This is a genomic window from Salipaludibacillus keqinensis, assembly GCF_003226325.1.
In the GTDB taxonomy this organism is placed as follows: domain Bacteria; phylum Bacillota; class Bacilli; order Bacillales; family Salisediminibacteriaceae; genus Salipaludibacillus; species Salipaludibacillus keqinensis.
In genome coordinates this window covers 726,881-739,359 of sequence record NZ_PDOD01000001.1, presented here as the reverse complement: position 1 = coordinate 739,359, position 12,479 = coordinate 726,881, and the positions used below count along the sequence as shown (strand labels likewise).

The window sequence follows — 12,479 nt, the reverse complement described above, 5'->3', positions numbered from 1 at the left end:
ACCAGTCGACCGACAGCCTTTGCTTATATTGTTTTCATTGTAAAAAGAGAATCGAGAATCCCTTGTAAACTTAACTCCACGCAGGCCATGGATGTATCGGCAACACCATAATACATCTTGACCACATCGCCCTCTACAATCGCCCCACAAGAAAATACAACATTACCGAAAAATCCGTTCACTTCATAGTCCGCTTCTGGCTCTAATAATGGGAATTCTGAACGAGCTATCACTTTGGAAGGATCTTCTAAATCGACTAGGACCGCACCCATGCAATAGCGATGATCTGTTGAAGCGCCATGATATAATTCCAACCAACCTTTATCGGTTTTAATTGGTACAGCTCCACCGCCAATCCGCCCGTCATCCCATTTCCCAGGTCTTAAACCGATTAAATGTTTATGATTGCCCCAATACAGCAAGTTATCTGATTCCGCCAGCCATATTTCCGGAGATCCAACACTTTTAGGAACTGGTCGGTGAAGGGCATAGTATTTCCCGTTGATTTTTTCCGGGAAAATTAGAACATCTTTATTCTCAGGGGCAAAAATCATTCCATGATAGGTAACATTTTGCCAATTTTTTGTTGAGACAAGTGACTCCCCTACTCCTACAGAGGATGCGGCACTGTAATAGATGTAGTACGTGTCACCAATTTGAGTGATCCGTGGGTCCTCAATGCCGTAGGTTTCAAGATCCCGAGATGGATAAATAAACGGATCAGGCTCAATATGGAAATGCCGGCCATCTTTACTGCGAGCTAACCTCAAATAGGAAAGAGAAGTTAAATAAGCAAAGCTGTCCGGTTCTCCGGCATAACGGATTGTCCGGGGATCTGTAAAGTCATATCTCTCATCATCTGCAGATAAACGAATGATTTCCAGCTTGTTTGTTTTTGCATTAAAAATAGGTGCTTTGACAATCGAGGGATCGTCGCTAATTGGACGTTCCGCCACTCTAAGCAGCATGAGAATTTCTCCATTGTATTCAGCTACTCCGGCATTAAACGCACCTATAACTTCAAAATCTTCTCTATGCGGCACCACATCTTCAGGTGTAATAATTGGGTTTTCCTCATATCGGTATGTCTTCATTAATCAAACTCCTCACTGTTCATATTGACTAAACGGATCTTCAATGACGATGTTTTGCGCTTCCGCGTCACTTATGCCTGAATATAATTCTGCCTTTCCATTGCTTTTTCTTACGAGTCCTCCGCTAAATACCACACTAGCTAAGTCCGGTCGCTTCGATTCTCCAGGAAGAAAATCCGCGCGGGTCGCGATAATTTGTAAGTCTGAGAATTGGTGGTTCTCCGGGTTAACCGCAAACACCATAGGATAATAATGACGGTCTCCTGCCTCATCAAAGCAGGCGATATGTCCGAGCACACCCAGCAATCCATTACTCAGCACATGAATTTCATTTGCTCCGCCCCACTCCTCTTTAATAAACTGTCCTTCGAGTAAAGGGGCGTCATTTATGACTTCGACAGTTAACTCACTTAACGAAGCGACTTTTGCAAAACCTATCTCTCCTCTGCCACCTTTTTCTCCTTGCGGGCGAGTGAAGATACCAATTTCTCCGTTAGGAAGCTCAACAATACGCACATCTTTCATGCCATCGGGACCTTTAAAAAACGGAGTTAAAGTAGCAAGTCGATCACCTTTATAAAAAACCGTTCTCCAACCAAGTCCGTCTTTTATCGTTGGATGAGGAAAAATCTCTACTCCTCCTAAGATTCGTTCACCTGCAACCTTTGTTACAAAAGGATCTTGCAGAGAAAAGACTGGTGCCCCTTGACGTGGCTTCCATTCCCCGTTCACTTCAACAAAGAAATGCACTTCAGAATGTTCACTATCTCGGTCTTCCACTCTACCTGCTATTACTTGCTCTCCTTCATCTTCAAAGGGAGCAGTAATGTTATAGACGTCTTTATTTCCGACACCGGAAAACGTGATTTTTTCAGGGTTCTCAGGATTTTTCTTGAATTCCTCCACGAGTACTGAACACGTTTTCACTTCCCCTTTAGTCAGTTTGATCATTGTCTTCATCCATCCTCTCTGAATAAATTAGCACTTCATAAGGTAACACGGTTTCAAGGTTCAATATCTCCCTTATTGGCCGACAGCTGGAAAACACAGGACGGTACCCCTTCATATCAATAGTTGGAAAAGAGTTGCTTCGCCGACTGAAGTTTAATACAACTAACACTGTTTCCGTGCTGCATTCTCGTTCATAAACAAGAAGACTTCCTGATTTTTTTAACGTTTTGTATGTTCCAGTTCTTAACGCCAGGTGTTGATCTCTTAAATTTATAAGTATTTTGTAAAAAGAGAGCAGTGACTTTTCATCCTGCATTTCAGCCGCAACATTCGGTTGACAATCGCGAGAAGACAACGGTAACCAAGGATCTTTCTTTGAGAAACCACCATTTAGGGAATCATCCCACTGCATTGGCGAACGAGATTTATCCCGCCCTTTGTCGTTTGCGTACTTCATTGCTTCTTCCTCTGTTTTACCTGCTTCAAGGGCCATTTCATAGGCTGTTAATCCTTGAACATCGTTCAAATCGGTTAAATGGTCAGCCTCGAAATCAGGCATTCCAATTTCGTCCCCGTAATATATGAATGGAATTCCTTTTGCTGTCAGGATAAGTGAAGCAGCCACTCTCGTTCTTTTTTGACGGTCTTCTTTTGTTTCTCCCGCACTAAACCGGCTGTTGTGCCGGGACATATCATGACTACTGAAAAACAAAGTCGGCAAGTCCTTGATGACGTACCCTTCTTCCATTGCCTGCATTTGTGAGAATATTTTATCTACATCAAACGTTTCCAAACTTCCTAAATTAAAGTTAAATATAGCATCTAATTTTTCAGGTCCAATGTATTTTTTCAGTACATTCAAATCCTCTGATCCTACTTCACCGAGTAAAAACTTCCCCTCATATTGATGAACAAATGTAGAAATTTCTTTGATAATCTGAAAAATCCCTTTTTGATCTTTATCATATTGATGGAGTTGCTCTTCTTTCGCGTCGTCATAAGGATTATCCGGAAATGCAGACTGCACAGTGAGAAAATTAATCACGTCTAAGCGAAATCCGTCTACACCCTTCTTGAGCCAAAATTCCATGACGTCAAACATTGCCCTTTTCACTTTAGGATTGGCCCAGTTCAAGTCTGCCTGTTCTTTCGCAAACGCATGGTAATAATATTGACCTGAGTTCTCATCAAGCTCCCAAGCTGTTCCACCGAAAAATGACTGCCAGTTATTCGGCGGCCCGTCATCTACAGGGTCTTTCCATATATACCAGTCTCTTTTGTCACTCGTGACGTCAGAAGCAGCTTCCTTAAACCATGCGTGTTCCGTCGATGTATGATTCAAAACAAGATCGACGATTACTTTTATTCCCATGTGGTGGGCATCTTCTATAAAACGATCGAAATCTCCCATTGATCCGTAAATTGGATCAATGTTCTCGTAATCCGCAACGTCGTAACCGTTATCAATTTTCGGTGACACATAAAAAGGAGTCAGCCAAATTGCTTTTACTCCTAGCTCCTGCAAATAGCTTAGTTTCGACCGAATGCCGTTGAAATCACCAATTCCATCGTTGTTTCCGTCACAGAAGCTCGGCATATATATTTCGTAAAACAACGCCGTCTGCCACCATTTAGGGGTTCCCATTGACTATCCCTCCCTCTATGCGTATCGTAAAGCACAACTTTATATAAGCCTTATTATCAATCATTACAAAATTTATTTTTACATGATATTAAATGACAATATACCTATAAGTAACTTTACTTGTAATGGTAACGTCATTTTTTTAGTTAGTCAATATGTTTTGAAATCTTTATTTGCCAATGTTTAATCTAAATTGATTTACTTTTTGGAAGGAATATACTATATTATAAATGTAACGTTACAAAAAATAATAACCGTACAGAACTCAAGCAACTCTTTGAGAATCTAGCTATAAAAGGTGTGAAAGTCATGGCTAAAAAAATTACGATGCAAGATATTGCTCGAGAATTAAATATTTCTAAAAATTCCGTGTCTCAGGCGCTTTCCGGAAAACCAGGTGTCAGTGAAGAAACAAGACAACTGATTAAAACCAAAGCAGAAGAATTAGGATATCAGTATTCGATTGCAAAAAAACAAAATCAGGCTAATCACTCAGGAAATATTGCCCTTATCGCTTCAGACCTTGCTTTTTCACTAAATTTCTTTGGGGATATTTATTTAACGATAGAAAAAGAGGTAAACCAAAGAGGCATGAATTTACTGATTCAATCTATTGATGATCATACTAGGGATCATTTGTCATTGCCTTCGTTTGTTCAAGACCGGTCCGTGTCAGGCATCATCATCCTGTCACACATCAGCACCGATTATATCAACCGTATCATTGATACTGGTATTCCTACCGTGTTAATCGACCATCACCATCCACTTAATCCAGCGGATGCCATCTTGATAAATAATCGGTTTGCGGCTTTTAAAGCCGTACATCACTTGATCAATCTAGGACATAAACAGATTGGATTTCTAGGGGATGTTAATCGTTCTCCAAGTTACCAAGAACGATATGAGGGTTTTTTATTAGCGTTAAAGGATAATAACGTAAAATTGAACAATAAGTTTGTTATCACTGAGGTAAAAGAATCTGGTGAAGGGGTTGGACAATCGATTGATAAACTCGATGCCCTACCCACAGCATGGTTTTGCACGAATGACGGTCTAGGTTTTTTTCTTTTAACGAATCTACAATCAAAAGGAATTAATGTACCAGCTGATGTTTCTGTGTGCAGTTTTGATAACGGCCAGTTATCACGGATATCCAACCCAAAGACAACGACAATGAACGTAGACTTGCAATTGTATGGAAAAAAAGCGATAGAGCAGCTGTTCTGGAGAATGGATCATCCAAACGACCCGATCCAAGAGATTCTTATCGACTCCAACTTAATCGTCAGAGAATCTACTACTACAGTTAAGAATGAATAGCTTTAAACTCTAAAAAATGATGTGCTATCTACTGTCCATTTATGAATAATTTAATTAAATATCTTATTTAGAAGTGACTGATCTGAAGATCATAAATAGGGAATATCATAGTCTAGAATTTGATAATAACATCCCTTCGTTCCTTGATGAATTAAACATACGTTTACTAACCAGTGCGGACTTTCCGTGCTGGTTTTTAGTGATTTAAGCTTAATAACTTCTAACTAATGTTATAAGAATTAACCTTTTAGAACCTGTTGATCGAATAAACTAACATCGGTTTTCTCCACTTATTTCTCCTTTTACCATAGTTATACCTATTCTAGGAGCATCTTTAACATTTGCTATGTTGTTAATATCGGGTCAAGAAAGCACTCGCCGAAATTTTAATGTAATAAATCTATACTCATTACATGCTAAGACCGTATTCTATGTAATTGTTTAATATCCAATTAATCACTAAATCGAATCCATCTTGTCTTTCTTTGAAGAATAGTATTCCATCTAACAAATTGAATTCCATTACGTAGCACAAAAACGATAATAGTTCGTCCCCCTTCTTCATAAACATGTAAAGAACCATTCATTCAATAGAAAGGAGGCGTTCATCTTGGAAATTCCTGCAATAATTCTTATGATTGCTTGGCTGATCATTATCGCACGATGTGGATACAAAGCTATACAATTAATCAACAGCGGAAGTAAACTATGGTTGGAAATACTCTTTTATATCTCTGTGGTTATCATTGGGTTATCCTATTTACTTTGACAATTTAAACAAAAGCACCCGAACCAGGGTGCTTTCCTTTAGTTTATCTTATAATTAGAAGGACCGCTTCTACGGTCCACCTCTAACTCTGCTATTCACTTACTCCTCCGTGAGTGATTTTAGTTGTAACGTTAACATCGACAGGAACGTCAGGATATTGCCTTGTCCACTCTTTTTCATCCCAGCCTCTCGTCCTCGTTTTCACCTGAAATCCTAGACCAATTGGATCTACGTTTAATTCTTGGAAGGTTTCGATCATCGTTGATATTTTTTTAGTTAATTCCTCTTCCAGAATTTCATTTATCGCATCGAGTTTCTTTTGATCCAACGTCTCCCCTGAATATTCATTAACATAGCCTTTGGTAAAGAGGTTGATCGTAATCTTCGGAGAGTCAGAATCTTTTTGCAATGAATATTTCGCACGAGTACTTAAGTTCATGATCGTTGCATACTCTTCGTCTTTAAGAGAAATTTCAAACGTCCCTTCCTGGAAGCTTTCAACTAACATCTTAAATATAAACGAATCTTCCCGAGATAAAATGGTACACATTTTATCTTTTTTAAATATGGCTAGACCATCTACTTGCACTTGACCGTCTGACTTTTTTAAGTAAGGAAGGAAAGGGTCCATTCCTTTTTGAAAATAGCGGTATAAAAAAACATGCATATTGCTTTTTGGAAGCTCATGATTCTTAATATTTTGTTCGATCAGTTCGGTTAAATAACGGGAGATCTCTGGTTGGAGGGACAAATTTTGCTCCAAGAGTTCTCTCGTTTGTCCTTCATAAACCGTTAAATATACACGTTGACCTACCGTTGGATCCCGGTAAAACGTGTCAACGGTGTCTATGATTCCATTATTTGCGGTCTCGTGATCAAATAACACCACAGCTAATTTACTGTTCTCAATTAAACGGGGTGATTTACTATCCATTTCGCTTCTAATATCCTTGGCCGTGTGTCCAACGCCTGTGATCGTTTCACTTGTAACGGACTGTTCTCCTGCACTGTGTCCCGAGCCCTGATGATAAACGGGAACACTGATCGTGGCCCTCATATTCTTCTCGTCTATGTAATCAAATCCAGTCGCGTGGATAAGCATGAGTTCGTCAACGATTTTCGTAGGTACGCATGCGGTAGTTAGGAGTAAGAAGATGATCATTAATTTTTTCATGTGGAACGTCCTTTCAACCGGATCGTTTGGATCAACCAAAGGATGGGAAGGTAAACGTATGTTAAATAAAATCCCGTCTCTGAAACAACCGTGTTCAACAAATCTATAGAGGCGCGCGTTTGAAGCATACTGCTCAAGCAAAATACAATGATCAGTAAGACAATTAACGTTTGATGCTGATTGAAAGAGAACAATAATCGAAAGCCCCGACTTGTAGACCATAAACCTAAACAGATATTAGGTAAAACGACGATACTCCAAACAGGAATGGCGATAAATTCAAACCTTTCTAAAAAGGGCATCTCAATAATCTGCCACATGCTAAGTAACGGCCAAATTGTTCGTTGCAATTGATCAGGGCTGAAATAAATAAAGGCTACTAAAGAAACACTTAAATACATGATCATCGTTAAGACGTTTCCACCGACGGCCCATTTCAAAGCTTTTTCTGGTTGTTTAATAAATGGATAATAAATCAAAAGCATTTTCACACCTAAATAACTGAGAACCATTGTTTTAGTTGCCTTTAAAAATTCTATAGGGGTGTGGTCGACAATAGGTAAAAGGTTTCTCATTTCCATGAATTCCAAAGGTCCAAATAAACTTACGTACGTAAGGAATGATAAAATCACACTAATGAAACAAATACCCGTTACTACCCGAAACCCTTTGACAATCGTGTAATACGCCAATGCACAAAACACTAAAGAAAGTGCCCATGTTTCCAATTGAGCAAAAACCCATATTTGAACCACTTCTATATAGGTACGTAACACAACGAGAGAAAGGGATAGAAGGTAAAGTAAGATCAGAAAAGATAAAAATCCACCTAACCATTTTCCATAAACTTTCTTATGTACTTCAATAATATCTCCGTTTCCACGCCTTAAAATGATAAAAATAAGCCAAATAGCTACTGAAGTTAAGAATCCACCAAGAATAACAGCAATCCATCCATCATAATCAACATCGATAGCAACATAACGAGGAAATCCTAACACCCCGACGCCTACTTGCATCGCATTGATAAGGAATAATACTAAAAAAGGGGATATAAGATTACGTTCGGGTATTGGGTTCGTCATCTGTAAATCCCCCTTTTCTAGCTATTCATCAATATCCTTTTTTTTCTCGGCTTCTTCCTTCTTAAATCGTTTTGAACGAGGTGTGCGCATAAGGCTTGGTCTCGTTGATTGCATACTAAAGGGTAGTCGAATGATCGAATCTTTAAAGTCCGCTACTCTTGGAGGAAAGATAGGTTCCAAATAAGGTCTACCAAGAGAAGTTAAACCTATTAAGTGAACAAGTAATACTCCTATACCTATGAAAATACCGATAAGCCCCCACAATTGTGCAACGATTAAAAATGGAAAACGAAGAACACGAATGGTATTACCTATTCTGTATATTGGTGTCGTAAATGATGCTAGGGCTGAAAGAGCGACAATAATTAACAATACATTACTTGTTAAGCCTGCTTCCACAGCCGCCGTCCCGATCACGATTCCCCCTACGATCCCGATCGTTTGACCGACTTTCGTAGGAAGACGAGCGCCTGCTTCACGAAGCAACTCGATCGTTAATTCTAAGAACAATGCCTCGATGATGGGTGGAAAAGGAATAGCTTGCCGTGATTGAATCAGTGTTGACAGAAGATCTTTTGGTATTAACTGCGAGTGATAAGTGAGGACAGCGACATAAATGGCTGTAGCAAAAATTGAAAACGCAACACTTAATAATCTAATTACTCTGACAACAGAAGAAATGTGCCAACTGGAAAAGTAATCATCAAAGGCTGAAAAAAATTCAATAAATGTTGTAGGACCAGTGATTGCAGTAGGAGAACCGTCCACTAATACGGCTACTTTCCCCTCTGATAAAGAGGCTGCCACACGATCAGGACGTTCTGTATCAATCAACTGTGGGAATGGAGACATGGAATTATCCTCAATCATTTGATTAATGTAGGAGCTGTCATCTATGTGATCAAAGTCAATATCAGAAATCCTCTGTTTCATCGTATTTACATTTTCTTCATTAGCAATGTCTTTCAAATAAATAATGGCTACTTTTGCCTTCGATAATGACCCTACCTCCAGTTCAATCATTTTCAACTCTTTTACTGGAAGACGTCTTCGTATTAACTGTATGTTCGTTTGTATATCTTCAATAAAAGCTTGTTTAGGTCCAATAACACTAAATTCAACTTCCGGTACTGTTATATCTCTTATCTTCTCTTCCTTCGCTGGTATCATCAAACACTCATCTGCACCGCTATGGTTTAGTCCTAAATATCCTCTTAAAATATTCTCCTCAATGACCGATCCATCAGTGGTTATCACTGTGTTTATAAACGGAAGTTCCCGTTGAATATCTTCTAAATCTGGTGTAAGTACCTGTCTTAAAGAAGGCAGAATATCTTTTGTAATGACAGATTGATCTGCCAAAGTCGTCATATAAAACAATTGAAAAGGCTGGCCACCAATTTTGACGGGTTGCAAGTGAAAATCATTGGATTCTTGAAATTCTTCCATTAGAGCCGGGAGTGTGATTTTATCTTTATCGCTCATCTTTCTCCCCCACCTTCTTAAAGCTTGTTAAACTATTATCTGATATAAGCCAAGAGTTTATTCGTTTAGCGTGGTGTGAAAAATATTCGCATAGGTTTCTAACTTGTATTGTATTTCCAGTTATTATTCGTTACGATTGTTATAGTCGAATATTAGGAGGTTTTACCGGCGATAAAACTCATAGGCTGGGCTGCGGTTAATCATGGTAACTAAATCCTTTTGGCGTTCAACCCACCTATAAAATCCAATGACTAGGAGTGCTAATCGATGAAAGAAAAAGTCGTTCATGCTGTTCAAGATTTTTACCCCGATGATTTTTCATGGTGTTATGGATGTGGCAGACTAAACAAAGACGGACTTCAGCTTCGAACAGGATGGGATGGCGAACGCACCATAACCATCTACCAACCTCGACCAGAACACACAGCATTACCAGGTTTCGTTTATGGCGGACTACTAGGGTCTTTGATTGATTGTCACGGCACAGGTTCCGCCTCTCTTGCCCTCCACCGTGACAACGCACACGAACTTGGGGATGGCGAAGATCCACCACGATTTGTGACAGCATCTTTACACGTAGATTTTAAGAAGCCCACCCCTCATGGAATCCCTTTAAAAGCCATTGGACACGTTGAATCGATTCACCCAAAGAAATGGAAGATTTATACTGAAGTTTTCGCAGAAGGAGAAATTTGTGCCACAGGAGAAGTAGTCGCAGTGGTCATGCCTAAGAATTTTACGAAGAGATAATAGGTATTCATATGTTTTATCTTCCTCACTACCTAATAAAAGAATGCCCGTTCAACATTTTATTTCCAAGATAGCTATAAATAAAAGCTACCTTTGCTTCGGATAAAAACCGAATCAAAGATAGCTTTTTTACGTCTCACTTTGTGAAAAACAAACTTTTAATTTTCGTCTTGTAAGGTTTTAACGATACCGAAGCACATAAAGATAATGATAAATGAGAGAGGGAATGCGCTAACTACGATCGCCGTTTGAAATGCCTGAAGTCCCCCTGACAGGAGTAAAACGGCCGTAATTGCAACAAAAATGAATCCCCACAATACTTTAATCTGTACGGGCGGATTTAGTTTCCCCCCCGTTGTTTGCATACCTAACACAAATGTGGCAGAATCGGCCGTTGTTACGAAGAAAATCGTAATAATGATGACCGTTAAAGCTGAAACAAGAGCAGTAAAGGGCAACTCTTGAAGAACAAAGAACAGAGCCGTTTCAAGTGATTCCCCTGATACTAGTAACCCTTCATATAATTCTAAATGGATCCCCGTGCCACCTAATATGGCGAACCATAAGAATGTCACAAGACTTGGAGCAAGGATGACCCCTGCAATAAATTCTCGAATCGTTCGTCCTTTTGATACTCGGGCGATAAACATCCCAACAAATGGGGTCCACGATATCCACCACGCCCAGTAGAAAACTGTCCAACCTTGTGTCCAGCCTGCTTCATCTGGATCTACTGGGCTCATACGAAGCCCCATAGGAATAAATGTTTCTACGTAATGAGCGAGACTTGATGTAAACGTGTTAAGTAAAAACAAAGTAGGCCCAGTGATAAATATAAAGATCAAAAATATTGCTGAAATAGAAATGTTAATTGAACTTAAATATTTAATCCCCCGTTGTATACCCGTCGTTGCTGAAGTGACGAAAATAATGGTAATCACGACCATAATTATCAACTGGACAGTAAAGCTGTAAGGAACATCAAATAAATAAACCAACCCCGAATTAATTTGTTGAGAGCCAAGACCAAGAGAAGCTGCTACACCAAATACCGTAGCAAAAACGGCAATCACATCCACTACATGGCCAAGTGGCCCTCTCATCCGATCTCCAAAAACAGGAGAAAGGGTAGTACTTATGAGTCCTGGCGATTTGTAACGGAACTGTTGCAAAGCTAGTGCCAGTGCCACAAGTGCATAAATCGCCCAAGCATGGAAACCCCAATGGAGCCAGGTGTAAGTTACCCCACCTACAGCTGATTCTGCAACGCCCCCCGGTCCAGATGGAGGTACGGAAAAGTGGGCTACCGGCTCAGATACACCATAGAAAAACAGGCCTATTCCAATTCCGGCTGAGAATAGCATAGCAAACCACACCGGTCGACTAAACTCTGGTTTTGAGTCCGGAGTCCCTAATTTGATATTTCCATACTTCCCTAAAGCGAGATAAATCGCGAAGAAAAGCAATAATGATACAAGAATTTGAAAATACCATCCAAAAGTTTCAAACATAAATGATTGCGTTAACTCAAGTCCTGCCTCCATTTGTTCCGGGATTATCACGCCAACCATTACAAACAGTAAGGCTAGAGCCACTGATACCTTTAGAACAATCGTCAAATTTTTCATGGTATTCCACCCTCTCTTTATTTCTAGGTTGCTAAGCATCATCCCAATTCATACTATTGGTTTATTTCGTGATGATTCATGATGGAACCCAAGACAACTTTTCATAAATTGTGCCAATTTTGACCCACACCTATAAACTCTATGATTAGCTAATAGACCCTAGTTTATTTATCTAAGCTTTCATAGGAGTGAGTTATGTAGAGACTATTTGTTTCTTTTGTACTCATGTGATTCGAACCTTCTATCGCTGCAACTCTACACTCTTTTCTCTCCTTCCACCAACCCCATTTTCGACGAAATTTGGCACACTTTCAGTTTGACAATCTCGCTTCTGTCACCATCACGATGGCAATAGAATTTTTAGCTCTTCTCCCAATTTAGCCATTGCTTAGGAGTTAATTATAGATTTGCTCACCTCTGTTGAAAAAACTACTTGTAGTTCTTTTGAATTAACTAATAGTTCGACATTTTTCGATATTATTCCTTCTTTATAGCAATTAAGTTACAAATTGTTTTAAAAATCGACGTTTATCTACTTCTGCTTACTAAACGGTGCACTATGAAAACCACCAACT

10 protein-coding genes are annotated in these 12,479 nt (G+C 39.4%); 3 read left to right on the top strand and 7 right to left on the bottom strand.

Going from position 1 to position 12,479, the window contains the following annotated elements:
- Positions 1 to 23 precede the first annotated feature (23 nt).
- From CR194_RS03810 to CR194_RS03800, 3 genes are read right to left on the bottom strand one after another with little or no spacing between them, the layout of a single operon-like run.
- Complete coding sequence (locus tag CR194_RS03810; protein WP_110608298.1) at positions 24 to 1,094, bottom strand: BtaManbiosPhlase; 1,071 nt, start codon at positions 1,092 to 1,094, stop codon at positions 24 to 26.
- Between the two features lie 12 nt (positions 1,095 to 1,106).
- Positions 1,107 to 2,045, bottom strand: coding sequence for an MTP-1 family protein (locus CR194_RS03805; protein WP_110608297.1), 939 nt, complete (start codon positions 2,043 to 2,045; stop codon positions 1,107 to 1,109).
- On the bottom strand, positions 2,029 to 3,690 hold the full coding sequence (locus tag CR194_RS03800; protein WP_110608296.1) for a glycoside hydrolase family 13 protein: 1,662 nt from the start codon (positions 3,688 to 3,690) through the stop codon (positions 2,029 to 2,031). Before CR194_RS03800 ends, CR194_RS03805 begins: the two co-directional genes overlap by 17 nt.
- 309 nt (positions 3,691 to 3,999) lie before the next feature.
- Here CR194_RS03800 and CR194_RS03795 point away from each other — a divergent pair, with 309 nt between their 5' ends.
- Positions 4,000 to 5,013: a substrate-binding domain-containing protein gene (locus CR194_RS03795; protein ID WP_110608295.1), complete on the top strand. Its 1,014-nt coding sequence runs from the start codon at positions 4,000 to 4,002 to the stop codon at positions 5,011 to 5,013.
- Between the two features lie 610 nt (positions 5,014 to 5,623).
- Positions 5,624 to 5,782 carry a hypothetical protein gene (locus CR194_RS20465; protein WP_233254216.1) on the top strand — a complete coding sequence of 53 codons (159 nt, stop codon included), beginning with the start codon at positions 5,624 to 5,626 and terminating at the stop codon, positions 5,780 to 5,782.
- Between the two features lie 91 nt (positions 5,783 to 5,873).
- On the opposite strand, the gene CR194_RS03790 is transcribed toward CR194_RS20465, so the two are convergent.
- The 3 genes from CR194_RS03790 to CR194_RS03780 are packed head-to-tail and all read right to left on the bottom strand — an operon-like array spanning position 5,874 to position 9,526.
- Positions 5,874 to 6,956: a Ger(x)C family spore germination protein gene (locus tag CR194_RS03790; RefSeq protein WP_110608294.1), complete on the bottom strand. Its 1,083-nt coding sequence runs from the start codon at positions 6,954 to 6,956 to the stop codon at positions 5,874 to 5,876.
- A complete protein-coding gene (locus CR194_RS03785; RefSeq protein ID WP_110608293.1) occupies positions 6,953 to 8,041 on the bottom strand; it encodes a GerAB/ArcD/ProY family transporter in 1,089 nt (362 codons plus the stop codon). Before CR194_RS03785 ends, CR194_RS03790 begins: the two co-directional genes overlap by 4 nt.
- Before the next feature lie 21 nt (positions 8,042 to 8,062).
- The gene (locus CR194_RS03780; protein ID WP_110608292.1) at positions 8,063 to 9,526 is read right to left on the bottom strand and encodes a spore germination protein; all 1,464 of its coding nucleotides are present in this window, start codon (positions 9,524 to 9,526) and stop codon (positions 8,063 to 8,065) included.
- 267 nt (positions 9,527 to 9,793) lie between these two features.
- Here CR194_RS03780 and CR194_RS03775 point away from each other — a divergent pair, with 267 nt between their 5' ends.
- Complete coding sequence (locus CR194_RS03775; RefSeq protein ID WP_110608291.1) at positions 9,794 to 10,276, top strand: PaaI family thioesterase; 483 nt, start codon at positions 9,794 to 9,796, stop codon at positions 10,274 to 10,276.
- A 158-nt stretch (positions 10,277 to 10,434) separates the two neighbouring features.
- Here the strand turns inward: CR194_RS03775 and CR194_RS03770 are convergent, their stop codons facing one another.
- Positions 10,435 to 11,904 carry a BCCT family transporter gene (locus tag CR194_RS03770; RefSeq protein WP_110608290.1) on the bottom strand — a complete coding sequence of 490 codons (1,470 nt, stop codon included), beginning with the start codon at positions 11,902 to 11,904 and terminating at the stop codon, positions 10,435 to 10,437.
- Positions 11,905 to 12,479: the final 575 nt, after the last annotated feature.

Bases quoted from the DNA above. Each gene is read 5' to 3' on its own strand.
- CR194_RS03780 (WP_110608292.1), bottom strand. From the start codon at position 9,526: ATGAGCGATAAAGATAAAATCACACTCCCGGCTCTAATGGAAGAATTT.
- CR194_RS03775 (WP_110608291.1), top strand. From the start codon at position 9,794: ATGAAAGAAAAAGTCGTTCATGCTGTTCAAGATTTTTACCCCGATGAT.
- CR194_RS03790 (WP_110608294.1), bottom strand. From the start codon at position 6,956: ATGAAAAAATTAATGATCATCTTCTTACTCCTAACTACCGCATGCGTA.
- CR194_RS03770 (WP_110608290.1), bottom strand. From the start codon at position 11,904: ATGAAAAATTTGACGATTGTTCTAAAGGTATCAGTGGCTCTAGCCTTA.
- CR194_RS03810 (WP_110608298.1), bottom strand. From the start codon at position 1,094: ATGAAGACATACCGATATGAGGAAAACCCAATTATTACACCTGAAGAT.
- CR194_RS03800 (WP_110608296.1), bottom strand. From the start codon at position 3,690: ATGGGAACCCCTAAATGGTGGCAGACGGCGTTGTTTTACGAAATATAT.
- CR194_RS03805 (WP_110608297.1), bottom strand. From the start codon at position 2,045: ATGATCAAACTGACTAAAGGGGAAGTGAAAACGTGTTCAGTACTCGTG.
- CR194_RS03795 (WP_110608295.1), top strand. From the start codon at position 4,000: ATGGCTAAAAAAATTACGATGCAAGATATTGCTCGAGAATTAAATATT.
- CR194_RS03785 (WP_110608293.1), bottom strand. From the start codon at position 8,041: ATGACGAACCCAATACCCGAACGTAATCTTATATCCCCTTTTTTAGTA.